Genomic DNA, 23,887 nt, shown 5'->3' with positions numbered 1-23,887 from the left:
CTGAATTAAGGTGTTGACTTGCAAGAATTAAACCAACTTAAACAAAGGACCGGGGAAAACAGGAAGATATGCACATCTATGTGGATAATCTGCTGTCCGACTACTTGCCATCGTCAGCTATTGCATTTCTCCTGCTATAAGGTACGCTATTCGGATGGTAGTGCAGCCGTCGGGGGCTCAGGGACTGCATTCCGGAAAGGAAAGCTGAATACAGCCTGCGCCTGACGGCCTTTTAATTGTTTATTATTAATCATATTTTTGGCGCATTCTATGACCTGAACCGAAAAACAGATTTTCTAACATGCCTGAAAATGTCCTGTGACAAGCGAGGGGAATAAACATTTTACAGGTAAAACCAGACTTCTTTATGAGTAAACTATTTACTTCGCGTGTGAACGCCGGTGCCGTTAACTTTGCCATGCTGATATTGCGGGTGGTATCCGGGGGAATGATGTTTACACACGGATGGGCAAAACTGAACTCTTTTTCAGCTAAAAAGGACGGTTTTCCCGACCCATTGCATGTCGGACATGCAGTATCGATGTCACTGACTGTCTTTGCAGAAGCGCTTTGCGCCGCATTGATCGTGGTAGGATTGCTGACACGCCTCGCGGCTATACCGCTGGTGATTTGTATGGGAGTAGTGATATTTATGGTAAAGAAAGGAGCGCCTTTGAATGAAAATGAGATGGCTATCCTGTTTCTGGCAGCGTTCATAGCTATATTATTTGCGGGTCCCGGTAAGTTCAGCCTGGATCATGTATTTGGAAAAGGAAAATAAACTCAGTACCTGACAGTAACGCTTACCGGGAAACACGGAATGTATTTTGCGGTAAGCGTACTGCAACAGGTCTTATCAAGCAGCATATTATGTTTACACAGACGACACAGATTCGCGTACGCTATGGAGAAACAGACCAGATGGGATATCTTTATTACGGCAATTACGCATTATACTATGAAGTAGGACGTGCGGAAGCCATCCGGACGCTGGGTTTTACCTATGCAGAACTGGAAAAACAAGGCATTATTATGCCGGTAGCCGAACTGAATTCCAAATACCTTCGTCCGGCTTACTATGATGATCTGATAACAGTGAAGACTATATTGAAGGAACTGCCGGTTGATCATAAGATCCGGTTCCACACAGAATTATATAACGAGAAAGGCGATTTATTGAACGTAGGCGTGACCACACTGGTATTCCTGCATGCAGATACCAAACAGCGTTATGGAATGCCTCCTGTTATGATGGAACGTCTGGCTCCTTTTTTTGAGAAAAGCCTGTAAATCATGACAATACAAGCGGATAAGGTAGTAGCTTCCATCATCACGATCGGAGATGAACTACTGATAGGACAAACGATAGATACGAATTCTGCGTGGATAGCACAGCAGCTGAATGCGATGGGTATATGGGTACACCGCCGTGTAGCCATCGGAGATGTGAGAGAAGCTATTCTGGACGCATTGGAGAAAGAAGGGGCGGTGTCTGATATCGTGTTGATCACGGGAGGACTGGGCCCTACAGCGGATGATATTACCAAACCCGTTTTATGTGAATATTTTGGCGGAACGCTGGTAAGGGATGAAATTACTTACCGTCAGGTAATGGAGTTTTTTGAGAGCAGGGGATTGCCCGCCCTTAAACGGAACGAAGATCAGGCACTTGTTCCTGATGTAGCCACCGTACTACATAATACCAGAGGGACTGCCCCGGGTATGTGGTTTGAAAGGGATGGAAAGATATATGTTTCTATGCCCGGTGTGCCTCATGAAATGAAGGGACTGATGACAGATCATGTCTTACCACGGCTGCAGGAATATTTTCAGACACCTGCCGTTGTGCATCAGACATTGCTGACTTCCGGTATGGGAGAATCTTTTGTGGCGGAGCGACTGGCACATTTTGAGTCTGCATTGCCGCCACATATCAAACTGGCATATCTGCCATCTTACGGTTTGCTGAAACTGCGACTGACATCGTCCGGTCCGGATAAACTCTCTACTGCTGCCGCATTGTCCATCTATTTTCACCAGATGAAAGAGGTGCTGGCAGATATCACTGTATATGATCAGGATCTGCCGATGGGAGAGGTGTTAGGCACAATATTGAAAGAAAAAGGAAAGACCGTAGGCACAGCAGAGAGCTGTACCGGTGGCTTTATTGCACATAATATTACGCTCGTACCGGGAAGTTCTGCCTGGTACAAAGGCAGTATAGTGAGTTATGCGAACGAGATGAAAAGCAGTCTGCTGGGAGTAAAACCAGAAACCTTGCAGGCGAATGGAGCGGTAAGTGAAGCCGTAGTGCGGGAGATGGCGAAAGGCGCGCTGGCACAGCTAAAAACAGACTATATCATTGCCGTTTCAGGCATTATGGGGCCTGATGGAGGTACCCCGGAAAAGCCTGTTGGCACCGTATGGATAGCGGTTGGCAATGCGAAAGAACTGGTGACAATGAAGTACCACTTGCGTTACGACCGGCTGAGTAACATACAAATAACAGCAACTTATGCGATGAATGAATTGAGGAAGTTGATAGTATAAACCTTACTTTTGTTTCCGTACCTAAAAGCTAAACACAATTTTATGGCCATTGTAGAACTGGTAATGCCCAAAATGGGGGAAAGTATTATGGAAGCCACCATATTACGTTGGCATAAGAAGCCGGGGGATCAGGTAAAAGCTGATGAAACCGTGCTTGAAATTGCTACGGATAAGGTGGATAGCGAAGTACCTTCTATTGCAGATGGGGAGATTACCGAGATACTCTACGCAGAAAATGACGTTGTACCGGTAGGTACTGTCATAGCACGTATCAATACTACTGCTGATGCCGGCTTTGCAACCGCAGCTCCGGTAGCGCCTCAGGCTGCACAATCAGCACCTGTTGCCACAAGTGAAGAAGTGCATGTTGTAACAAATGAACCGGCAAGCGCACCTTATGAAGCACAGTTTGTGACAAGCGGCGCCCGTTTCTATTCTCCACTGGTGCTGACAATTGCACAACAGGAAGGCATCAGTTTCGCCGAATTGGAAAAAATACCAGGTACCGGCAATGAAGGCCGCGTTACCAAGAAAGATATCTTAAACTTCGTAGAAGCTAAGAGTAAAGGACATGTTCCTGCTGCTGCACCTGTTCAGCAACCAGAAACTACAGCTCCGGCAGAACAACCTGTAAACCGTCCGGTTACTACTGCACCTGTTGCCGCTGTTCCAACAACAACACCGATCAGTAGCAATGGAGTGCCGGCTCCGCAACCAGCACAGCAACCGGTTAGTGCGCCCATCAGTATGGGTAGCTATAGTGGTAATGTGGAAATTATTGAAATGGACCGTATGCGTAAGCTGATCGCAGAGCATATGGTGCGTAGTAAACATACGAGTCCGCATGTAACCAGCTTCGCGGAAGCAGATGTTACCAATATGGTGAAATGGCGTGATCAGATCAAGAAAGAGTTTGAAAAAAGAGAAGGAGAGAAGATCACTTTTACACCACTGTTTATCGAGGCACTGGTAAGATGTATCAAGAAATATCCGTTGCTGAACAGCTCTCTGGAGGGCGATAAGATCATTGTGAAAAGAGATATTAATGTTGGTATGGCTACCGCTTTACCAACAGGTAATCTGATCGTTCCGGTGATCCGCAACGCAGATATGTTGAATCTGGTTGGTCTGACCCGTCAGGTAAACCATCTTGCTAATGCAGCCCGTCAGAACAAACTGAAACCGGATGATACCCAGAACGGTACCATCACCCTGACCAACGTTGGCTCCTTTGGTAGTCTGGCCGGAACGCCGATCATCAATCAGCCACAGGTAGCGATTTTAGCGGTGGGTACTATTAAGAAGCGTCCGGTAGTAATTGAAACGCCACATGGTGATACTATTGCTATCCGCCATATGATGTATCTGTCAATGTCTTACGATCACCGTATTGTGGATGGTGCATTGGGATCTACTTTCCTGAGCGCGGTAGCACATGAACTGGAACATTTCAATCCTGAGAGAGAGTATTAAGACAACAAAGAATAGTGTCCGCTTCAGAAAAGCAGACACTATTGATGCTTAGTGCCTTTTTCAGATATAATATTATAGAAAAAGCGTCTGGACGTACTGTTCAGGCGCTTTTATTTTATATAACAGTTTTCTTTAAGCAGGCATTATCCTAATTACGATGCCATTTCTTAGTTCAAAATCGTCTGGGACGTACTGTTCAGACGATTTTATTTTATATAGCAGTTTTCTTTAAGTAGGGATTACATCGTTATTACAATGCCATTTCTTCGTTGTTTCTTCGTTTAAAAGCGTACTGATAGCGGTTTTATAGCGAAATAATGATGGGATAATGAAGGAATAATGAAGAATGAAGACTGTGTTGACAGATAGGTTGTTGCAAGTATAATTATAAACAAACAGCATGAATGATGCTGATAAACATCTGGTTATTCCGTCAGATATATATATAAATAAAGAGAGCTCCATAAAGGAGCTCTCTTCAATTTCTTGACCGTGATAAGCTTGGGCCAACAGAATTAATAACGACCACGGCCGCCGCCGCCGCCGTATCCACCGCTTCCACCGCGATTAAATCCACCACCTCTTGAGTTATTATTCGGTTGTTTAGGTCTTGCTTCGTTTACCATCAATTGTTTGCCTTCGATTTCAGTACCGTTCAAACTATCCATAGCCTTGCTACCTTCTTCCTGGTTGGGCATTTCCACGAATCCGAAACCGCGTGAACGGCCAGTCTCGTGGTCCTTGATAATTTTAGCAGAAGTAACCTCGCCAAATTCGCTGAATATCTGGTGAAGGTCTGCATCGTTCAACCTGTAGTGCAGGTTGGCTACGTAAATGTTCATGACTAAAAAATTAAAAAAATGAAAAATAATATTGAAGATAAAGAAATAAGTTCAATAAAAACATCCCATCAGGAAATAATTTCATAAACAAAACATACCGGTAACACAGACCAGAATTAGCACTTCCATTTTATGGATACTTGCTCATTTTTTTGTAAATTAATAGGTATAATCCATTAAATTAATTTGGTATGAGTAGCCTGAGCGAGACGTGGTTTGCGGACGGTTATATCGACTTTGAGCAGAAAAAGTATACTTTATTAGCCTATCTGCAGCAAATAACCCGCTATTTCAATGAAAATAAGCTGTATCCCCAGCTTTCAGATGTTATTTTTCACTACAATAATCTGGTGGCATTCAAGGAGAATAAACAATTTCTGCAACAACAGTTCCCTAAACGCCTGACAGCCATCAATATGGAGCGTCTGCAATTGCTCTATGAACAGATGATTTCGGATGATGAACTGATGCAGGAACTGGAAAATATCATCCAGTATGCGATCCAAAAAATGAATGGAGCGATCCGGGAAGGAACGGAAATCTATGAATTTGTAGAAGGTAGTCTGAATATTTCACCGGTCGGTCTGATTCCGCTGGATACGCAGGAAGGCTATCTTTTCCTTTGTGATGGCCGGTTCAGGGATGTCGTTGTGTATGAGTACCGTCTCAGTATCTTCGAAAGACATGATGAAAAATACAGAGGTATCCATACACACTATCTGGAAACTTTTTCAAAGGATCTTGTGCATACCTGTGAACATATTAAAACAACATTGATCCGTCAGTACAAAAAACTGCCTAATCCGGCGGTATACCGTATTGAAACCAATCTGGTATTTCCGGTAAATGAGACTTTGCTGCCTATCGCGAAGCGTTCTTTGGTAAAATATATTGCTACAAGTGCTGCCTGACGCAGGAGTATGCTGCCTCCTGACAGCTGCTTTCTTAATTCAGCAACACCGGTGCACTATTGCCAAAAATCACTTCCAGTTCATGATCCTGTAAGAAGGGCTGATAGTATTGTCTGATAATTTTTGTCAGCTTTTCTTTAGACTGATTGATATATAGCTGATTGTTTTCCAGTTGGTCACGGGAAGTCTGATAGAGTTTACGCTGTACATCAGTATAGGTTTCATCATCCTGAAACAGGAACCAGCCTTTACGGTTGGAGGTTTCCATTTTATCCACTTTCAGCTCATAGCTGAGCAGTCTGGGCTGCGGAATATTGACCGTTATCTTTTTATCAGAAACGGTTACTTTGAAACTTTTCTCATCCACATTGATACCATATTTACCTGTATATGGTACAGACACCCAGATGGTATTTTCCAGAAAAGCCTTTTTCAGATTGGTGGTCCATTCTCCATCATCAGTAATATTACTGCGTTTGATCGTTGCATTCCCCTGCACTTCCAGACTCGCCAGTTCAGCGATTTCCCGCACAATCTGACTATTAGAAAGGATACTCTGATTCACACTTTTGCTGCCGAATTGTTTACCCAGCCAAAACAGAAGGATAGCGATGGCAATGAAAAAAACGAAACGAAAAAATCTTTTCATAACGGAAGAGATAGTTGCTGCAGATGATCATCCGTCGTGGATTTTCATCTGTAGAGACAATGTTTTTAATTAGTAATGTATTCAACAGGCTGCAAACCACAGGCCACGGCCCGGACGGATATTGTACTTTAGTGTTGTGCCCTTTGTATATAAGTTGTAACTCATACAGTAATTACTGACGACCACGGCGAATATAATATATATGCCGGATAGTTACCAACTGACATCCGTCAGTCTCACCTGTATCAGCCGTGTACCAATGAGGCGATCAGTTCCGCATGCTGAGGATATACGGCCCGCAGATTGTCTTTTGTAGCCAGTTCGAAATCGGCAAAGTCAAATCCCGGGGCTACTGTACAACCTACCAATGCAAATCCTCCGGGGATCTCCACTCTTGAGGCAAACCAGTGACCGGCCTTTATTACGAGCTGGGGCTGTTCACCTTCTTCAATATTGAGTCCCAGTTTATGCACAGTCAGTGCGCCGGAAGGATCAATATCATATATCGCGAGGGAATGGCCATCATAAAAATGCCACATTTCATCTGCCGCAATGCGGTGAAAAGCAGAAAACTCGCCTTCTTCCAATAGAAAATAAATGCCTGTTGACGCTGCCCTGTCGCCTTTCATAGCCGGCGGCAGCACCGCCTGTTTAAACTCCCATGAGGAACGGTAGGTTTCTCTGAAAGCGCCACCTTCCACATGTGACTGTAAGTTGAGATGTTCGCGCCAATAGGCAGCATTGTATCTTGGGTTATGCATATTACAAAAGAAAGAAAAATAGCGCGAAATGAAAAAGCCGTCCCGTGAACGAGGCGGCTTTCTTATTTTTCATTTTTTTAGTCAGAAAATCTTAGGCCACAGCTACAGGGCGTGCTACCGGCATTTGTGCGATAGCTGTTTCCTGATTCAGTACCGGCACTTCTCCTTTGAAGAAGAGGAAGTCTTGTATAAATAAAGCCTGGCTGTAATAATCGTTGTTTGTGATAAACGTCTGCCACTCTTCTACATTCATCCGCTGCATATGACGCATCGCATCTCTGAAACGCAGCATACGGGCATATAACTGCGGTGTCAAACCAATCACCTCCATAAACTTACGCTCCATCGTATGACGGGAAAGTTTGAATTTCTTTGTCAACCACTCAATATTCGTATATCCCTGTGTGCTGAGTATGTAGTCTGCAATCTCATCTACCTGTTTCAAATTGTGTGAATGTCCACACATCATGTTGGTAAATGCATTGTCCAGTACTGCATCCAGGGTAGTAATGTCATTATGTGCAGCAATCGTGCCGGCCAGCTCTTTCCAACACTCCCGGTCCTGCTTCAGCAGGTCGCGGTAATAGTTGTTGAACGAGGACATATCAAGTCCTGCCAGTTTATAACAACCATATGCATTCAGCTGTATTACAGTCATTTTCACCGGTCCTTTCACCATGATCTGATGATGACAGGTAAAATGTCCTACTACAGATGCCTCAGGCAGCGTAAAGGAAGCATGTTGTGTTGGCTGAAAGATCACTTCTCCTTCCTGCAGGAAAACCATATAAAGGTCTCCAAGAGAAAAAAGATTCTGCGGCAGATTAATAAGTCCGGAATTAGTGCTCTGTAAATGATAATACTGCTTAACATAAGGTGCCAGCGAAGTTGCCGGTTGGTAGATACGGAAATTCATAGGAACATGTATAAGGTTATCAGATCGTCACATCCACAATGTCGGCTAGGTCTTCAATTATCAATACAAACTTAGTTGTTTGTAAGTATAAAAAAAATTAATTTGAGTAGATTGAAAGACAGTCAATTGCAGCAGATAAATTGGATAAAAGCCTTTATGAACCATCTCTCAGGGCAGTTTTAGGGATGTCCGGGGTAATGGAGAGGTTGTGCCTATAATGAGTAGTATTTGGAGAAAAGAGCCGGATACTGGTCTGATTGTTTACTATCGGCACCTGACGGACATGGCGAAATTCAGGTCAATCAGTATGCACTTTGGTAAAAGAAAAGAGCTGGTCAGATGACCAGCTCCCTGTATATATAAATTACCTTATTGTGCTTGTGGTCCGGTTTCCCAACCCCAGTTCTTTCCCTTTTCTGTAGCTGGTACGCCTGTCTGCATCCATTCTGGTGCAGGCGCATTTTTCAGGAAGTGATCAAAGAACTGCTGCTCACGGCGTTGAATATCCTTTCTATTCTGACGCTGTACAAGGTTGTGTGCTTCATTGTTATAGTTCAGCATCCATACCTGCTTGCCCAGCCTGCGCAGACCAGTAAACAGTTCTATGCCCTGATACCAGGGTACTGCACCATCCGCATCGTTACTCATGATCGCCAGTGGTGTTGTTACTTTGGGCAGATGGAACAAAGGCGAGTTCTCGATGTACAGCTCCGGTTTTTCCCATAGTGTAGCACCGATACGACTTTGTGAACGCTCATACTGGAACTGACGGTTCATACCACTTTCCCAGCGGATACCGCCATAAGCACTGGTCATATTTGCTACCGGTGCACCTGCCCATGCTGCTTTGAATAAAGAGGTACGGGTAATCAGATAAGCTACCTGATAACCACCCCAGCTTTGGCCCTGAATACCCATGTTGAGACTGTCTGCCCATGGATGTGCCGCTACAGCTCTGGCGCCACTTACGATATAATCATAAGCACCCTGACCCGGGTGACCGTTTTCATATGTCACATCCGGCGCCAGTACCAGATAACCACGGCTTACAAAGAAAGAGATGTTCAATCTCGATGGAGTAGGAGCCGGTGGGTTGTAGTTATATAATCCGTCAGATAATTTCTCATAGAAATACAACAGTACCGGATATTTCTTTGTGCTGTCAAAATTTTCCGGTTTGTAGAGAATACCTTCTGCAGGTTTACCATTGTAAGCTGTCCATTTGAACAGTTCTGCGGTACCCCAGTTGTATTCCTGCTGCTGCGGATTGATATGACTGATCTGCTCAGCCTTCGCCAGTGAAGTACCGGTATACAGATCAGGTGACAGTACATAACTTGATTTTGTGAAGATATAATCAGGCGCTTCTTCTGCTTTTACAGGCTCCCCGAAAGTATAAGGTCCCATTACCAGTAATTCCGGTTTTACAGGCGCCTTTTTGAAGGTGCTGAATGTTGTGTAGAAGCCATTTTCTTTGGTGGTTTCGTTGAAGGTTTCCAGCAATAATGCCTGTCCGGGCGTGAAGAAACGTTCTTCTTTATTCAGCTGTACATAACGGAAACGCAGTTTCTGCTCACGGCCATACCCTGCTGTCAGCAGCTGTGGCGCTGCTTTGCCCGAAGGATCTACCTGCCAGATATCAAAACGGTCGTAGATGTAAACAGCTTTATCATCTTCCAGCCATCCTGCCATGCCGTACGGACCGGGCATGTCCGGATGATCGTCATCTTCTTCAGCAAGAGAGACTGGTATTTTCTCTGTGATATTGCGGGTAATGCCTGAACTTGTTTCATATGCATACCATTGTTTCTGCTGCAGATTATACCATGTGATATAACGACCTGCCGGAGAAATACGGCTGACACTGTCCATGTTCTCCTGCAGCAATTTACGGTTACCATTTTCCAGATTGACAAGGTAACAGGTCTTCAGGGAATGACCTGTCCATTGTATGGCCACACGTTGTCCTTTATCGGTATATCCGAGTGCATACGGACTATTACCTCTGTTGGTCAACAGGATGCTTTCCATGTCTTTGTCAGCCAGCTGCAATACCTTCTGACTACCGGGATAGTAGACTGCCTGATAGCTTCTTTTCAGCTCTCTGTCCAGATTTTTCAGCTGCATTGGTTGCAGGTAATCGTCCTGATAGTTCCATATGTCAACTTTGGCCACTTCGAAATCAACGATGTTGGTGTCCTTTGGAGGCATGACAGGCGCTGTACCAAAGAACAAGCGCTGACCATTTTCACTGAACCAGACTTTACCATCCGGGCTTACAGACCAGTTGGCAGGGAAGGAGCGGTTTGTTTTATCTGCCGTCATCATACCGCTGTCCTGTCCGGGACGGTAGTAATACAGAGCATAAAATTGCTGAAGGGCTTTCACGCTATCGCGGGAACTGCACCACGCAGCCTGTTCACCTTTTTCATCAAAAGTGAGCTGTTTGCGTAAAGCTGTTCCACGGCTGATGGTATCTGCTTTATGAGTAGCCACATTCCACAACAGCAAGGCGGCACGGGAGAGGGAATCTTTTTTATCGGCAACTACATCTGCCAGCAGACGGTTACCCGGTTTGCTGAAGGTATAGTCCTGTACGTTGCGGATGGTATCTGCTGTCTGTTTATCCAGATAATAGATCACGAGGTGACCACTGGTGGTATCTGCCTGTGGCTTTTCTTTCAGATAAGCCAGTACACCATTACCTTTTTCAGGTGTTTTGAAGGAGCGTACCGCAGGGACTTTATAGACATTATTATTGCCAAGCGTAACGATGCCAAGAGAATCTTTTGGCATTTCAGACGGCTTTTTCTTTTTGATCTTAGCCTGTCTGGTTACGGCGAAAGGCGCCTTGATCGAGAAAATAGCATAGCGGCTATCTTCTGTGATCACAGGATTGGTACCGCGTGGCACCTCCAGGCGTTGTTTGGTTTTCTTATTGTAAATGAAGAGAGAAGCGTCACCTTCCTGAGGGGTGACTGTATAAACGATCCATTGTCCGTTGTTACTGATTGCTTTGCTGCCAATACTTTGCCAGCTATCGTACACGGAATGATCCAGCGGCTTTTTCGCTGGTTGCTGCGCATAGGTCAGTAGGGAGAGGCCGGAAAGGGCCGCTACACACATGAGTTTTTTCATACTGCCTAAAATAGAAAAATCGGCATTATTGAGTAGAAATTTCCGGATGGACGGTTAAAATCAGGCATGAGAATGCTTAAGGGTGCGGGCAACCCGCGTCATTTGTAATGCTACTGATAAAACTATGCAAGCCAATCCGATATAAAATGCGTAGGTCAGTTGTTTATTCTCATGAAAGAGTATAAAGGCTATGACAATACTGTATACCGGCTCCAGATTAAAGGAGAGGTTCACGGTAAACGGAGAGATCTTTGTGAGCGCATTCATCATCAGCATATACATGCCCACGGTACAGGCCCAGGCCAGTATCAGCAGATAGCTCAGATCAGCAGTTGACGGCAGTGTCAGTGGCTGCGGAAAGAAATACAGATAGGCTGGCAGCAGGATCGTCAGACCGATGAATCCGGCTGTAAGCTCGTAAAAGGTAATGGTAGGAGGATCGTATTTTACGATCAGCCGTTTATTGAAGATGGTAAACAGCGCTGCAAACATGGCGGAAATGATACCGAGAATGATCGCAGTACGGTATCGTGTATCAAAGTGGAAGATCATAAAGATACCCAGCAGGGTGATACCACTTAGCAACAACTCCGTTTTATCCAGCCGGCCCCGGTTGATGAGGGGATCAAAGAGGGCGGTAAACAGACTGGTCAGCGCAAAGCAGACCACAGCAATAGATACATTGGAGTATTTGATACTGGCGTAAAAGAACAACCAGTGTAATACGACAACCATGCCTGTCAGTCCGATCGGAAGGATCTGTTTGAAATTCAGTTTGGTGAGCATACCCCTCCAGCGGAAGAGTATGTATAATGTGATGATAGTGAAGAGTAGTCTGTACCAGACCAACATTCCCTCATTCAGAGTAATCAGTTTACCCAATATACCCGTAAAACCTGCCAGAAATACCGACAGGTGTAATTGTATCAGTGCTTTTTTCATTGCCCGCTTTATTCGCTATTTCTTACGCGTCTTTCATACTTGCGGAACAGGCTTTCCCATTGAATTTTGAGTACGCCAAGGACACCTTCTTTAATAATGCCCTTGCTCATTTTGGAATATCCTTCTTTACGGTCTTTGAAAGTGATGGGAACTTCTTTGATTTTGAAGCCCAGCTTCCATGCCGTGAATTTCATTTCTATCTGAAAGGCATAGCCCACAAACCGGATAGCGTCCAGGTTAATGGCTTCCAATACCTGTCTTTTATAGCACACGAAGCCGGCAGTAGCGTCTTTTACCCGTATCCAGGTAACAAAACGTACGTACACAGAGGCGCCGTAGGAGAGCACAGCCCTGTCCCATGGCCAGTTTTCGGTTTTACCGCCTTTTACATAGCGGGAACCTACGGACACATCGCCCCCTTCTTTTGCGCAGGCATCATAGAGCCTGTTAAGATCGGTGGGATTGTGGGAGAAATCGGCGTCCATTTCGAAAATGTACTGATATCCCTTTTCCAATGCCCATTTGAAGCCGTGGATATAGGCAGTGCCCAACCCTTGCTTGCCACTTCTTTCTACCAGGAATAATTCGCCGGAGTGGGACTGCTGCAAATTCCTAACAATATTACCGGTGCCATCGGGCGAACCGTCGTCCACGATCAGTATATGAAAGTTTTGTCGCAGGGCAAAAACCGCGTCAATGATGTTACGGATATTATCCTTCTCATTGTACGTGGGAATTATGACGAGCTTTTCCAATCTAGCAAATGTTGTTTTAGGAGTGCGAAATTAGCACAAACCCCAGATAAAGTACGGTTTTTGTAAATATTAAATCTTTTTTAACATCATACTATGGTAGATCTCTGTGAGTTTCTGCTTGGTATTGAGCGGAAAATCAGCTTTCATCATCCAGTCATAGTACTGCGGTTCGATTTTAAGTACTTCTCTTACCGCACGACCTTTATATTTACCAAAATTGAACATTTCTACCCCATTCTGTACGACCATTCTTCTGGCAAAGTCAACGTAGTCGTCTTCTTTGGTGAATTCGGCCAGTGGTGCTACTTCTGCCTGCAGTTGCTCATAACGGCTTAACTGTGCTTCCAGAATCTCGTAAGTAGCAAGGGCGTCTGCTTCAGCGCTATGCGCATTCATCAGGTCTTTATCGCAATAGAACTTGTAAGCAGCACTCAGCGTACGTTTTTCCATCAGGTGGAATATCTTCTGTACGTCGATGAACTTACGGTCTTTCGTGTCAAAATCGAGACCTGCACGGAGGAATTCTTCTACCAGCAGGGGTATATCGAAACGGTTGGAATTGTATCCGGCCAGATCACAGTTTTCCATGTACTGACGCAATTCATTCGCGCATTGTTTGAATGTCGGACAATCCTTAATATCCTCATCACTGATACCATGGATAGCAGTGGAGGCCGGAGGAATAGGCATGCCTGGGTGAATCCTTTTGACTTTGGTCTGAACAGACTTGTCAGGGAACACCTTGATAATAGCAATTTCAATAATACGGTCCGTAGCCACGTTGGTACCGGTCGTCTCCAGATCAATTACGGCCAGCGGCCTTTTAAGTTGCAAAGAGGGCATGACTAATTTTTATAGATACTTTTTCAGCGAATTTACGTCCAATCCTTCATAATCACCCGAACTCATCATCAGCAGGTTCGCGTCTTTGTACTCCTGTTTGTCCAGGAATGCAGTTAAATGCTCTCTGCTGGTGAAGATCTGCAGGTCTGCGCGGCCAAAACCCTGTGCTACCACATCAGGCATCAGTTCCGGCATACGTTTGATCTCCAGCGCGTGTTTACTGTAAAACACGACTGGTATATCGGCTTTGTCCATACAACCCTGATATTGCACCATAAAGTCAGCATTCAGGCTACTATAGGTATGCAATTCCAGTACGCCTATCAGTTTGCGTTGCGGATACTGGTCACGCAATGCGCTGATCGTTGCTTTTACTTTGGATGGTGCGTGTGCAAAGTCACGATAGATCGCACAATGATCATTTTTACCCACCAGTTCCAGTCGTTTGGCGGCTCCTTTGAAAGTAGCGATCGCTTTCAGGAACACTTCATCGCTGATACCCAATTCGTTGCAAACGAGACGGGCTGCGTGCATGTTTAGCAGGTTGTGGTCGCCAAAGACTTCAAGTGCGGTCTGCTGATCACCGAAGTGAACAGTGGTAACGCCATTGTTGATCTGATGTTGAGGAATATCGTAAGGAACGAGTTTCAGATGAAGGCCTTCAGCCTTGACCAGTTTCACCAGTTCCGGGTCAGTATTGTTATAAATGAGCGTATGGCCGGCTTTCATCGTGCGGAGGAAAATGGCAAATTGCTCGAGGTAGTTTTCAAACGTAGGGAATACGTTGATATGATCCCATGCAATGCCGGTCAGTACGGCTATATGTGGATGCAGGAAGTGAAACTTCGGACGTTTTTCAATGACAGAAGCCGGATATTCATCCCCTTCACAAACGATCACTGGTGCATCAGTAATATTTACTGATTGAGGAAAACCTGCCAGACGTGCACCTACGAGGTAGTCAAATGCCTGTCCGGACTGCTGCAATACATGCATGATCATCGCTGTAGTCGTTGTTTTACCATGACTACCGCCCACAACCACTCTTTTTTTCTGCAGACTCTCCTGATAAATATATTCAGGGAAGGAGTAGATCTTTAATCCCAGCTCCTTTGCCTTGATCAGTTCGGGGTTGTCTCCGCGGGCATGCATACCGAGGATAACAGCGTCAAGGTCTGCCGTAATACGGCTTTCATCCCAACCCATTGATGCCGGTAAAATGCCTGCCTGTGACAGATTGCCTTTCGCAGGCTCGTAAATCTCGTCATCACTGCCGGTTACCTGATAACCTTTGATTTTCAATGCGATTGCTAATTGGTGCATCACACTGCCACCCACAGCGATAAAATGTACTTTTGCCATATAATATTAACCGGATTACCTGCGTTTATCGTTATATTTATGTATCTAAGGGAAAAAGGAATGATATTATAGCTAAAATCTTTAATATAAATTTTATATTTGCAAAGTAACGTCAAAAATTGGCGATTAAAAAAGTGATATCACCATTCCCTATGAAATTTCATTATTCAACTAAACATCCCTTTATGCAAGTATCTTATCTGAAAGTTTTGGGCGGCGCCTGTCTTTTCTTTATCTTTGCGGCTTTCTTAACTTCTTGTGCATCACAGAATAAGTTAGGTTGTCCGATGAAAATTGGTAAAGTGACGCACGGAGCAAACGTGAAGGATTGTTAATGAACTGGATACCACTTACGACAGAAACACAGTTATCAGAAATAAAGGAATCATCAGTAACCAGACCGGTAGTTATCTTCAAACATAGCACGCGTTGTTCAATCAGTGCAGTAGCTAAGTCAAGACTGGAAAGAGCTGCCGCTCCGGAAACGATCTCCTTTTATTACCTGGATCTGATCAAATTCAGAGACATTTCAAACAAGGTCGCAGCGGATTTCAATGTTGAACATGAATCACCGCAGGTTTTGCTGATCCGCAACGGGGAATGCGTGTATGATGAAAGCCACAGTGGCATCTCTATGGATGAAATTGTGAGTCATTCAAATTAAGGAAGCATTTTCACTATTTATTCCAAAGAATTTAGTACCGGCCTATGGCCGGTATTTTTTTTGCCCTAGCTTTGTATTCTATTAAGCTGAGAGAATGAAACATCGTATAGTTGTAGCGGTTACGGGAGCCAGCGGATCTGTTTACGCCCGGCAATTACTGAATAAATTGCAGGCGGCTTCCGCACAGACCGACCAGATAGCACTGGTTATGACCAATAATGCCCGTACCGTCTGGGAAACAGAACTGGGAACAGACGATTATAAGCAACTGCCTTTTAAAACATACACCCAACAGGATTTTCACGCACCTTTTGCCTCTGGTTCCGGCAGGTTTGACACCATGATCATTTGTCCCTGTTCCATGGGAACTCTGGGGCGTATTGCTACCGGTATTTCCAATGACCTGATCACCCGCGCGGCTGACGTAGTGCTGAAGGAAAGACGAAAACTGATCTGCGTTGTCAGAGAAACGCCTTATAACCTGATGCATATCAAAAATATGCTGGCAGTGACGGAAGCTGGTGGGATTATCTGTCCGGCGACACCTTCTTTTTACAGCGTACCCAAAACAATAGAAGAAGTAGCCGCAACGGTTGTTGACCGTGTACTTGATCTGGCAGGCATAGAACAACAGACGTTCCGCTGGGGTGGAGAGTAGTGGAGAAGCAGGGATGATGTCAGGTATGAATTAACAATTAAGAATAGTATGTTATTAACACGAATCATCAATATATGCAGATAGCGATCATCAACGGACCTAATCTAAACCTCCTCGGTAAGCGGGAGCCGGGTATCTATGGAAATGAGTCTTTCGAGTCTTATTTTGAAAAGTTGAAAGCACAGTATCCCGACGTGCAGCTCACTTATTTCCAGAGCAATATTGAAGGTGAAATGATCAATCATCTGCATGAAATAGGATTCTCCTACGATGGTATTCTGCTGAATGCCGGTGGTTATACACATACTTCTGTTGCCCTGCGGGATGCGATTTCCGCTGTGAAGACACCTGTATTGGAGATCCATATCAGTAATATTCACGCAAGGGAAGAATTCCGCCATAAGAGTATGATCGCGCCTGTTTGTGCAGGCAGTATCTGCGGACTCGGAATGAAAGGCTATGCGTTAGGCATTGCTTATTTCCTTTGATCTTATAGCAACAAGTATCCGAAAAATAAAAACAGGGAGTATGCCTTACGGCGTACTCCCTGTTTTTTATCTGTACTTCAGTCAGCCTTCAATCATGATGATTACAGGTATCTGAAGTTTGTTTTTGGCGTGATGTTCAACAGCGTCTGGTAGATCAGCTGGATGGTGTTTTCGATATCATCCCTCTTGATCATTTCTACCGTCGTGTGCATATAACGCAACGGAATACTGATCAGGGCTGATGGTGTGCCATCGTTGGAATAAGCAAAAGCATCCGTATCAGTACCGGTGCTGCGGCTTACCGCATGACGCTGGAACGGAATATCATTCTGCTTCGCGGTGTCTATGATCAGGTCACGGAGAATGTTATGTACAGCCGGGCCATAAGTAATACTCGGACCAGCACCACAACGGATCTCACCTTCAATGTTCTTGTTGATCATCGGCGTTGTGCTGTCATGTGTAACGTCTGTGATGATAGCCACATCCGGTTTGATCCTTTTAGCGATCATCTCTGCACCACGCAAACCTACTTCTTCCTGTACTGCATTGACAATGTACAGTCCGAATGGCAGTTTCTGTTTCTTTTCTTTCAGCATACGGGCTACTTCTGCAATCATAAAACCACCGATACGGTTGTCCAGAGCACGGCAGATAAAGTAGTCATAGTTCAGTTCCTCAAAACCATCCTCAAAAGTCACTACACAACCGACATGGATACCCAGGTCTTCTACTTCTTTACGGTTGCGTGCGCCGCAATCCAGAAAGATATTTTCCACTTTTGGCTGTGGATCCTTACCCTCTGTACTGCGCAGGCGGGTATGAATAGCCGGCCAGCCAAACACAGCTTTTACGATGCCTTTTTCTGTATGGATGTGTACGCGTTTGGAAGGCGCGATCTGCTGATCGGAGCCACCATTACGGATAACATATATTAAACCTTCAGGAGAAATGTAATTGACAAACCATGAGATCTCATCAGCATGTGCTTCTATCACCACTTTAAACGGGGCTTTGGGATTGATAATGCCGACTGCCGACCCATAAGCATCCACATATTGCTCGTCAATATATGGCTTCAGGTATTCCAGCCACAATTTCTGTCCTTCTTTCTCAAACCCGGTAGGGGATGGATTATTGAGGTAATTCCTCAGGAACGTAAGCGCCTCTTTGCTGAGTATGGATTTTTGCTTTTTAGACATTGCTGTTACAAGTTAATTGCTGCAAAAGTAAGTGTTTGGCAGCTTACAGCAATCCGGGTATCTGCTATATGTTAGCGATGATAAAATGAAGCAGGGAAGATAGCATGACCATACCGTCCACCACGAAATAATAATAGTGATCAGAACGGGTTTTCAGGGTGTATCGTGTAATCAGCGTTGTTATCAGTACCGGCGCCAGCAGCACAGCCGTAAGCAGCCAGTTGTCTACCGGGTACAGTGCGAGGGCAAACAGGGCTGATAATATCAGTGAAGTGATATACAATCTTTTGAGATTATGTGGACTTAACCAGGTAATCAGCGAGCGGATACCTTCCTTTTTGTCTGATTCCAGATCCCGGTAATCAAATAGGATACATAATGCATATACCAGAAAGAAACGGTGTAAAGCAAATAACAGCAGGTGATGTGAATAAGGAATCTGTTCAATCAACACCGGCATGACGGTAGTCACATAGATCCATACGGTGGTCAGGAAGATAGTCTTTCCTATTGCGATCTTACGCAGCCATACAAAGGCTCTTTGCGGTAGTTTAGGCGCTGAATAAAGGAATGTCAGTATTGCGGCACCACTGAGTGCAAGCCAGTGTTCTTTCAGTAGCCAGAAGCCATACAATGCGCCAATAGCACCGATTGCACATAAGCCCAGTTGTAGATTTTTATGTCTTGCTCCCCACAGGATACGTTCAGAAGTGGAGTAGTCTGCAGGGGTAAGGTACCAGTGGAAATTGTAACTGCACATGGTAGCGCAGAATACAAAGAAATAATAAGCGCGGTTGATGTCCTGTACGTGTAAAAGGGCATTGGTCTGCCATATCATGACGATGGCAATACAGGCGACATAGATAGAAGAGAAAATAATAAAATTGAACAGGCCGCGCATTATTCAATTAAGAATTAGGAATTATAGAATTAGGAATTGAGTGCGAAGATCGGGGTAGAATTTTTTAATTTCTAATTTCTTATCATAATTCCCGTAACGCTGTCAATTCCTAATTCTCTGATTCTTAATTTTTGATTTATAATGGGATGTTCCCGTGTTTCTTTCTTGGCATGCTTACCACTTTATTCTCCAGCATGGCGTAGCCTTTAATCAGCTTAATGCGCGTCTGATCGGGTACGATCACTTCGTCAATATACCCCTTTTCTGCTGCCAGATAAGGATTGGCAAAGCGTTCGGTATACTCGGCCACCAGTTCATTCATACGGGCCTCCGGATCGGGAGCAGCGTCGATTTCTCTCTTGTAAATAATCTCTACAGCTCCTTTAGGGCCCATTACGGCAATTTCTGCCTGTGGGAAGGCGAAGTTGAGATCGGCGCCGATGTGTTTGGAGTTCATTACGCAATAAGCGCCGCCATACGCTTTACGGGTGGTAACGGTGATCTTTGGTACGGTAGCCTCGCTTAATGCAAAGAGCAGTTTAGCGCCGTTGGTGATAATACCATTCCATTCCTGATCGGTGCCGGGAAGGAAACCGGGTACGTCTACCAGTACCAGCAGAGGAATATTGAAGGCATCGCAGAAGCGGGTAAAGCGGGCGCCTTTTACGGAAGCATGGATGTCCAGTACGCCGGCAAGATGGGCCGGCTGATTGGCCACAATGCCGATACTTCTGCCTGCAATACGGGCGAAACCTACGATGATATTCTCAGCAAAGTCTTTATGTACTTCCAGAAAACTGTCTGTATCGGTCAGTTCACTGATGACGTCTTTCATATCATAAGGCTGATTGGAACTGGGAGGAATGATGGTATTCAGGGCCGGCCTTATTTCATCACCTGCTTCGTAAGGGTAGACAGGTGCATCTTCCTCACAATTCTGCGGCATATAACTAAGCAGCTGCCGGATGTTGCGGATACATTCCACTTCATTGCCACAGGCAAAATGGGTCACGCCGCTTTTTACCGCATGGGTATGTGCACCGCCCAGTTCTTCAGAGGTCACTTCTTCGTGTGTAACGGTCTTAACAACGTTAGGACCGGTTACAAACATGTAGGAGGTTTCTTCTACCATCAGGATAAAATCAGTGATGGCAGGAGAGTATACAGCACCGCCGGCACAGGGGCCCATGATGGCGGATATCTGCGGAATTACGCCTGATGCCCGGGTATTGCGGTAAAAGATATCGGCATAGCCTCCCAGACTGACCACTCCTTCCTGTATACGTGCTCCGCCACTGTCATTAAGACCGATCAGGGGAGCGCCGTTCTGCATGGCGAGGTCCATAATCTTACAGATCTTACGTGCATGCGGTTCAGAAAGACTGCCCCCGTATACGGTAAAGTCCTGTGAAAAGACATATACCAGTCGTCCGTTGACAGTCCCATAGCCGGTTACGACACCATCGCCGGGAAATTGTTCCTGGTCAGTGGTCATCCCACGGTTACGGTTATGCACAAACATGTCGAATTCTTCGAAGGAGCCTTCGTCGAGCAATAGCTGTAAGCGTTCCCTTGCAGTAAGTTTTCCTTTTTTATGTTGAGAGGAGATACGTGCCTCACCGCCGCCAAGCATGGCTGTCGCGATCTTGTTCTGGAGTTCGTGGAATTTGTCCATAAATCAAATATAAAGACAAATAAGAATTAACAATTAGGAATTATGCCTTTAAACGGCCGAATGCCTGATTATTAATGCTTACTTGCTTATTGATTTATTGGTAGAGGATTTCAATTTTCGGCGTCGCAATGGTATCGCTTATATTGCCGGCATTGTCAGTAATGAAAACGAGGTAATGTAAACTGTCTTTCAGGATCGGCTGATCACCGGTCTGTGGAAAGTCTGTTGGCGCCAGATGTAATATCACCTCCGCAGTAAGGTTGGTTCCCTTGTGTGCATCCACGCCGGGCATCGGACGGGATTCAAAGGCTGTATCGAGTGGTTTGGTATCGTAGATAGCAGCGAAATTGAAGGAATTTTCAATATCCCCGTCACCATCCTTTACCTGGAAGTTTACATCCATCCCAAAGGAGGAAATCACAGGGGAAGACGAATACGAGAGGAAAGTGAGCATAGGCTTGGTGCCGATGGAGTCCTTTCCACATGCGCCACAGATAGCTGCCACTGCAAACAGGGATAAAACGAGTATTTTCTTCATATAACAAACGTACATTATTTTTTAAGTCTAGCTAATGCCTACAGACGAGCGGCACCACTGAGTTATAACGTAAAATATCGTTTGATTGTTACGTATACCCTAAATTTGTACGTTCAAAGCAAGCGACATGAGTGGCATCAATACGGCAGCACTATTTACATTACAGGAGCAGGATATGGAAGCAGCGGCCCTGGAGCTTTTCCAATATCAGTACAGGGAGAATGATATTTACAGGGCTTACACGGACGCCCTGCACCGGAAACCCTCTGAAATACGCTCTTTGCTGCAGATTCCCTTTTTACCTATACAATTCTTTAAGACACATACAGTTACCTGTGGTTCCTTCACGCCAGAACTGGTGTTTGAAAGCAGTGGTACCACTCAGACTATTAACAGCCGGCATCTGGTAAAAGAAGCTGCTGTCTATGAACAGAGTTTTCTGGCCGGTTTTGAGCGGTTTTATGGTCCTGTTTCCGATTTCGTTGTACTTGGTCTACTGCCATCCTATCTCGAAAGACAGCACTCTTCCCTTGTTTACATGGTACAGGATATGGTAAAACGAAGCGGACATGCGGAAAGCGGTTTTTACCTGTATGAGCATGATAAGCTGGCAGCACACCTGCAGGAACTGGAAGCCCGTCAGCAAAAAACACTGCTGATAGGAGTGACCTTTGGTTTACTGGATTTTGCAGAGCGTTATAACCTGCAGCTGGAAAATACAATAGTAATGGAGACCGGTGGAATGAAAGGCCGCCGGGAGGAGTGGACCCGCCAGCAGGTACATACCTATCTGAAAGAAAGACTGGGTTGTAAACACATCCATGCGGAATATGGCATGACGGAGCTGTTATCGCAGGCTTATTCCTATGGCGATGGTCTATTTACCACCCCACCATGGATGAAGATATTGGTCAGGGATGAAAACGATCCTTTTCAGTTGTCAACCGCCAATGCTTCCGGCGTTATTAATGTGGTAGATCTCGCAAATGTGTATTCGTGCGCATTCATTGCCACCGACGATATCGGTAAACTACGTGCAGACGGGAGTTTTGAAGTACTCGGTCGTCTGGATAATTCCGCATTAAGAGGATGTAGTCTGATGGTCAGTTAAACGGCTGACATACGCGCTTTTTCCAGCAATGCTTCCAGTTTTTCCGGTTGTGTTTGTATGGCCATCAGTTCCTTTATATAAGGGAAACTGCGGTGGTCCATGCCGAATTTTGCCATGAGATATGTATTCAGGGCGTCGGTATGTTGTGGCTGTTCCAGAAAACTACGTAAGAAATAAAGAAAGTGTTGCCTTTCTTTTTCGATGACAAGCGCGAGGGCGATCTTTTCCTTTAATGTATTTTCCGGTGTTGAGAGGAATAATTGTAAGACCTGTCTGAACTGTACCTCTGTCATTTCCTCGTAATGTGCAGGCAGGAAGTCAAAGCAAAAATACTCCACAGCAAAATCATCCATAATACCAGCACTGAGCTGATCATCTTCTATGGTATACCACGTAGCCCAATCCAGTAGTTCCTGCACGCTGATCTGTTTATCCAGCAGTGCTTCGAGATGATGGATCAGTCCCTTTCGGGTAGGTACGGTGCCGGAAGTGTGTTGAATGCTGTCTACGATATCTGCATAAAAGGCATCATTCATCTGATGTGCCGCAGCGGTCAATAGCTGGCTGACTTCTTTATGGGCAGCAGCGGGAAGCAGATCTGCTGTTTCAGCGAGTATCTCGGGTTTCGTTTTATGGCCCTGCAAATACGCTTTGATCAGGGATATAAAATAGGTGGAGGCGATATAAGGCAGCTTATCCTTCATTACTTACAGGTTTAGTCTCAGATGCTCATTGGTTGTACTAAATGCTGCATCGGGAATAGTTATCAGGCATAGGTCGCAGTTCGGTTCTGCAAGTGTAAGGTACCACTAAAATCCCGGAAAAAACAGTGGAATAAGGGAAAATGATCAATCCGCCGGAAAATTTTAAGAGATTTTTCACATATACAAATCATTGAGTACTATAGACGTGCCTGCTTTTGCTGGCATGGTTTTGGGACTTTTGTTATCCTGAGTAGACTTATATTTTTAAACCATAAAATCTAAGATTATGGCAGTAAGAGACAGGTCGATCGGGAGTACCGGTCTGGAACAGGGAGGTCCGAATCTGGGCAATGACTACAGTCGTGATATCACCCGTGAAAAGACAGCAGACGACACGTTGAAGGTGATCATCCCCAAAGACAAGAAAGAATCGTCTGAGAAAGATAAAGACAAACGCGACCCTGAAAGGCGCGACAAAGCAAACAGATGACAATGGGTTAAACTACGCTTGCTTGTTCCATAATAAAGGGTAGTTTGAACATAGTTTTGAGATCATCTGTACTCATAAAAGGCATAGGTTTTCCTATGCCTTTATTTTTTGCAGTAGAGTGCGCTACTACATTGAGTACTAATTGGATAAGCGACTTAGATTTTAAGAAAAACATTATATTATATTAAAACATATTGTATCTTTATTGAACTGGGAATGTAAACTCAAAGCAAGCCATTAATTTGATTAGCGGAGGATGCTCCATATCCTCCTCACCATACCTGTGAAATTAAATCAGACGAACTAGCTGGGCT

At 44.8% G+C, this 23,887-nt stretch carries 24 protein-coding genes; 10 read left to right on the top strand and 14 right to left on the bottom strand.

What is annotated here, in order from left to right; genetic code table 11:
• The first annotated feature begins 367 nt into the window (after window positions 1–367).
• From FEF09_RS12775 to FEF09_RS12760, 4 genes are all read left to right on the top strand, one after another.
• Entirely contained in the window at window positions 368–781 is a 414-nt protein-coding gene (locus FEF09_RS12775; RefSeq protein ID WP_146305469.1) for a DoxX family protein, read from the top strand.
• 89 nt (window positions 782–870) lie between these two features.
• Complete coding sequence (locus tag FEF09_RS12770) at window positions 871–1,290, top strand: acyl-CoA thioesterase (RefSeq protein WP_012789996.1); 420 nt, start codon at window positions 871–873, stop codon at window positions 1,288–1,290.
• Between the two features lie 3 nt (window positions 1,291–1,293).
• Window positions 1,294–2,550 carry a CinA family nicotinamide mononucleotide deamidase-related protein gene (locus FEF09_RS12765; protein WP_146305468.1) on the top strand — a complete coding sequence of 419 codons (1,257 nt, stop codon included), beginning with the start codon at window positions 1,294–1,296 and terminating at the stop codon, window positions 2,548–2,550.
• 42 nt (window positions 2,551–2,592) lie between these two features.
• Window positions 2,593–4,023 (top strand): dihydrolipoamide acetyltransferase family protein, encoded by a 1,431-nt coding sequence (locus tag FEF09_RS12760; protein WP_146305467.1) that lies wholly within the window; start codon window positions 2,593–2,595, stop codon window positions 4,021–4,023.
• Between the two features lie 515 nt (window positions 4,024–4,538).
• Here the strand turns inward: FEF09_RS12760 and FEF09_RS12755 are convergent.
• The gene (locus tag FEF09_RS12755) at window positions 4,539–4,865 is read right to left on the bottom strand and encodes an RNA recognition motif domain-containing protein (protein WP_012789999.1); all 327 of its coding nucleotides are present in this window, start codon (window positions 4,863–4,865) and stop codon (window positions 4,539–4,541) included.
• 191 nt (window positions 4,866–5,056) lie between these two features.
• On the opposite strand from FEF09_RS12755, the gene FEF09_RS12750 reads away from it, so the two are divergent.
• Window positions 5,057–5,776 carry a hypothetical protein gene (locus FEF09_RS12750; RefSeq protein ID WP_146305466.1) on the top strand — a complete coding sequence of 240 codons (720 nt, stop codon included), beginning with the start codon at window positions 5,057–5,059 and terminating at the stop codon, window positions 5,774–5,776.
• A 34-nt stretch (window positions 5,777–5,810) separates the two neighbouring features.
• Here FEF09_RS12750 and FEF09_RS12745 read toward each other — a convergent pair whose 3' ends face one another.
• The 8 genes from FEF09_RS12745 to murC all read right to left on the bottom strand — a co-directional run bounded on the left by FEF09_RS12745 (window position 5,811) and on the right by murC (window position 15,142).
• Window positions 5,811–6,425 carry a DUF4230 domain-containing protein gene (locus FEF09_RS12745; protein WP_146305465.1) on the bottom strand — a complete coding sequence of 205 codons (615 nt, stop codon included), beginning with the start codon at window positions 6,423–6,425 and terminating at the stop codon, window positions 5,811–5,813.
• 245 nt (window positions 6,426–6,670) lie between these two features.
• A complete protein-coding gene (locus tag FEF09_RS12740; RefSeq protein ID WP_146305464.1) occupies window positions 6,671–7,186 on the bottom strand; it encodes a cupin domain-containing protein in 516 nt (171 codons plus the stop codon).
• Between the two features lie 91 nt (window positions 7,187–7,277).
• Entirely contained in the window at window positions 7,278–8,102 is an 825-nt protein-coding gene (locus tag FEF09_RS12735; RefSeq protein ID WP_146305463.1) for a DUF6597 domain-containing transcriptional factor, read from the bottom strand.
• Window positions 8,103–8,471: 369 nt separating this feature from the next.
• A complete protein-coding gene (locus FEF09_RS12730; protein WP_261387453.1) occupies window positions 8,472–11,240 on the bottom strand; it encodes a prolyl oligopeptidase family serine peptidase in 2,769 nt (922 codons plus the stop codon).
• A gap of 60 nt (window positions 11,241–11,300) precedes the next feature.
• On the bottom strand, window positions 11,301–12,182 hold the full coding sequence (locus FEF09_RS12725) for a DMT family transporter (protein ID WP_146305462.1): 882 nt from the start codon (window positions 12,180–12,182) through the stop codon (window positions 11,301–11,303).
• 8 nt (window positions 12,183–12,190) lie between these two features.
• Entirely contained in the window at window positions 12,191–12,937 is a 747-nt protein-coding gene (locus FEF09_RS12720; RefSeq protein WP_146305461.1) for a polyprenol monophosphomannose synthase, read from the bottom strand.
• Window positions 12,938–13,006: 69 nt separating this feature from the next.
• Window positions 13,007–13,780 carry a 3'-5' exonuclease gene (locus FEF09_RS12715; protein WP_146305460.1) on the bottom strand — a complete coding sequence of 258 codons (774 nt, stop codon included), beginning with the start codon at window positions 13,778–13,780 and terminating at the stop codon, window positions 13,007–13,009.
• A 9-nt stretch (window positions 13,781–13,789) separates the two neighbouring features.
• Window positions 13,790–15,142, bottom strand: coding sequence for a UDP-N-acetylmuramate--L-alanine ligase (gene murC, locus FEF09_RS12710; protein WP_146305459.1), 1,353 nt, complete (start codon window positions 15,140–15,142; stop codon window positions 13,790–13,792).
• Window positions 15,143–15,476: 334 nt separating this feature from the next.
• Here murC and ytxJ point away from each other — a divergent pair, with 334 nt between their 5' ends.
• The 3 genes from ytxJ (at window position 15,477) to aroQ (ending at window position 16,952) form a co-directional block, all read left to right on the top strand.
• Complete coding sequence (gene ytxJ, locus FEF09_RS12705; protein WP_146305458.1) at window positions 15,477–15,806, top strand: bacillithiol system redox-active protein YtxJ; 330 nt, start codon at window positions 15,477–15,479, stop codon at window positions 15,804–15,806.
• A 94-nt stretch (window positions 15,807–15,900) separates the two neighbouring features.
• Window positions 15,901–16,464, top strand: coding sequence for a UbiX family flavin prenyltransferase (locus FEF09_RS12700; protein ID WP_146305457.1), 564 nt, complete (start codon window positions 15,901–15,903; stop codon window positions 16,462–16,464).
• 74 nt (window positions 16,465–16,538) lie between these two features.
• The gene (gene aroQ / locus FEF09_RS12695; protein ID WP_146305456.1) at window positions 16,539–16,952 is read left to right on the top strand and encodes a type II 3-dehydroquinate dehydratase; all 414 of its coding nucleotides are present in this window, start codon (window positions 16,539–16,541) and stop codon (window positions 16,950–16,952) included.
• Between the two features lie 101 nt (window positions 16,953–17,053).
• On the opposite strand, the gene FEF09_RS12690 is transcribed toward aroQ, so the two are convergent.
• The 4 genes from FEF09_RS12690 to FEF09_RS12675 all read right to left on the bottom strand — a co-directional run bounded on the left by FEF09_RS12690 (window position 17,054) and on the right by FEF09_RS12675 (window position 21,268).
• Window positions 17,054–18,154: a M42 family metallopeptidase gene (locus FEF09_RS12690; protein ID WP_146305455.1), complete on the bottom strand. Its 1,101-nt coding sequence runs from the start codon at window positions 18,152–18,154 to the stop codon at window positions 17,054–17,056.
• A gap of 64 nt (window positions 18,155–18,218) precedes the next feature.
• A complete protein-coding gene (locus FEF09_RS12685; RefSeq protein ID WP_146305454.1) occupies window positions 18,219–19,055 on the bottom strand; it encodes a UbiA family prenyltransferase in 837 nt (278 codons plus the stop codon).
• 136 nt (window positions 19,056–19,191) lie between these two features.
• On the bottom strand, window positions 19,192–20,730 hold the full coding sequence (locus FEF09_RS12680) for an acyl-CoA carboxylase subunit beta (RefSeq protein ID WP_146305453.1): 1,539 nt from the start codon (window positions 20,728–20,730) through the stop codon (window positions 19,192–19,194).
• A 94-nt stretch (window positions 20,731–20,824) separates the two neighbouring features.
• Entirely contained in the window at window positions 20,825–21,268 is a 444-nt protein-coding gene (locus FEF09_RS12675; RefSeq protein WP_146305452.1) for a hypothetical protein, read from the bottom strand.
• Window positions 21,269–21,395: 127 nt separating this feature from the next.
• Here FEF09_RS12675 and FEF09_RS12670 point away from each other — a divergent pair, with 127 nt between their 5' ends.
• Window positions 21,396–22,379: an acyl transferase gene (locus tag FEF09_RS12670; RefSeq protein WP_146305451.1), complete on the top strand. Its 984-nt coding sequence runs from the start codon at window positions 21,396–21,398 to the stop codon at window positions 22,377–22,379.
• Here the strand turns inward: FEF09_RS12670 and FEF09_RS12665 are convergent.
• Window positions 22,376–23,083, bottom strand: a complete 708-nt coding sequence (locus FEF09_RS12665) for a hypothetical protein (protein ID WP_146305450.1) — start codon at window positions 23,081–23,083, stop codon at window positions 22,376–22,378. The two genes, FEF09_RS12670 and FEF09_RS12665, sit on opposite strands and share 4 nt — an antisense overlap.
• 286 nt (window positions 23,084–23,369) lie before the next feature.
• Here FEF09_RS12665 and FEF09_RS12660 point away from each other — a divergent pair, with 286 nt between their 5' ends.
• Complete coding sequence (locus tag FEF09_RS12660) at window positions 23,370–23,573, top strand: hypothetical protein (protein ID WP_146305449.1); 204 nt, start codon at window positions 23,370–23,372, stop codon at window positions 23,571–23,573.
• Window positions 23,574–23,887: the final 314 nt, after the last annotated feature.

This window comes from Chitinophaga pinensis, from assembly GCF_007896845.1.
In the GTDB taxonomy this organism is placed as follows: Bacteria; Bacteroidota; Bacteroidia; order Chitinophagales; family Chitinophagaceae; genus Chitinophaga; species Chitinophaga pinensis_C.
The sequence above is the reverse complement of the archived record's forward strand: the minus strand, read 5'-3'. Positions and strand labels throughout refer to the sequence as shown.

Bases quoted from the DNA above. Each gene is read 5' to 3' on its own strand.
- FEF09_RS12730 (WP_261387453.1), bottom strand. From the start codon at position 11,240: ATGAAAAAACTCATGTGTGTAGCGGCCCTTTCCGGCCTCTCCCTACTG.
- FEF09_RS12715 (WP_146305460.1), bottom strand. From the start codon at position 13,780: ATGCCCTCTTTGCAACTTAAAAGGCCGCTGGCCGTAATTGATCTGGAG.
- FEF09_RS12755 (WP_012789999.1), bottom strand. From the start codon at position 4,865: ATGAACATTTACGTAGCCAACCTGCACTACAGGTTGAACGATGCAGAC.
- FEF09_RS12775 (WP_146305469.1), top strand. From the start codon at position 368: ATGAGTAAACTATTTACTTCGCGTGTGAACGCCGGTGCCGTTAACTTT.
- FEF09_RS12690 (WP_146305455.1), bottom strand. From the start codon at position 18,154: ATGTCTAAAAAGCAAAAATCCATACTCAGCAAAGAGGCGCTTACGTTC.
- FEF09_RS12760 (WP_146305467.1), top strand. From the start codon at position 2,593: ATGGCCATTGTAGAACTGGTAATGCCCAAAATGGGGGAAAGTATTATG.
- FEF09_RS12765 (WP_146305468.1), top strand. From the start codon at position 1,294: ATGACAATACAAGCGGATAAGGTAGTAGCTTCCATCATCACGATCGGA.
- FEF09_RS12685 (WP_146305454.1), bottom strand. From the start codon at position 19,055: ATGCGCGGCCTGTTCAATTTTATTATTTTCTCTTCTATCTATGTCGCC.
- FEF09_RS12680 (WP_146305453.1), bottom strand. From the start codon at position 20,730: ATGGACAAATTCCACGAACTCCAGAACAAGATCGCGACAGCCATGCTT.
- FEF09_RS12670 (WP_146305451.1), top strand. From the start codon at position 21,396: ATGAGTGGCATCAATACGGCAGCACTATTTACATTACAGGAGCAGGAT.
- FEF09_RS12750 (WP_146305466.1), top strand. From the start codon at position 5,057: ATGAGTAGCCTGAGCGAGACGTGGTTTGCGGACGGTTATATCGACTTT.
- FEF09_RS12745 (WP_146305465.1), bottom strand. From the start codon at position 6,425: ATGAAAAGATTTTTTCGTTTCGTTTTTTTCATTGCCATCGCTATCCTT.
- FEF09_RS12740 (WP_146305464.1), bottom strand. From the start codon at position 7,186: ATGCATAACCCAAGATACAATGCTGCCTATTGGCGCGAACATCTCAAC.
- FEF09_RS12665 (WP_146305450.1), bottom strand. From the start codon at position 23,083: ATGAAGGATAAGCTGCCTTATATCGCCTCCACCTATTTTATATCCCTG.
- murC (WP_146305459.1), bottom strand. From the start codon at position 15,142: ATGGCAAAAGTACATTTTATCGCTGTGGGTGGCAGTGTGATGCACCAA.
- FEF09_RS12675 (WP_146305452.1), bottom strand. From the start codon at position 21,268: ATGAAGAAAATACTCGTTTTATCCCTGTTTGCAGTGGCAGCTATCTGT.
- FEF09_RS12770 (WP_012789996.1), top strand. From the start codon at position 871: ATGTTTACACAGACGACACAGATTCGCGTACGCTATGGAGAAACAGAC.
- FEF09_RS12725 (WP_146305462.1), bottom strand. From the start codon at position 12,182: ATGAAAAAAGCACTGATACAATTACACCTGTCGGTATTTCTGGCAGGT.
- ytxJ (WP_146305458.1), top strand. From the start codon at position 15,477: ATGAACTGGATACCACTTACGACAGAAACACAGTTATCAGAAATAAAG.
- FEF09_RS12700 (WP_146305457.1), top strand. From the start codon at position 15,901: ATGAAACATCGTATAGTTGTAGCGGTTACGGGAGCCAGCGGATCTGTT.
- FEF09_RS12660 (WP_146305449.1), top strand. From the start codon at position 23,370: ATGGCAGTAAGAGACAGGTCGATCGGGAGTACCGGTCTGGAACAGGGA.
- FEF09_RS12735 (WP_146305463.1), bottom strand. From the start codon at position 8,102: ATGAATTTCCGTATCTACCAACCGGCAACTTCGCTGGCACCTTATGTT.
- aroQ (WP_146305456.1), top strand. From the start codon at position 16,539: ATGCAGATAGCGATCATCAACGGACCTAATCTAAACCTCCTCGGTAAG.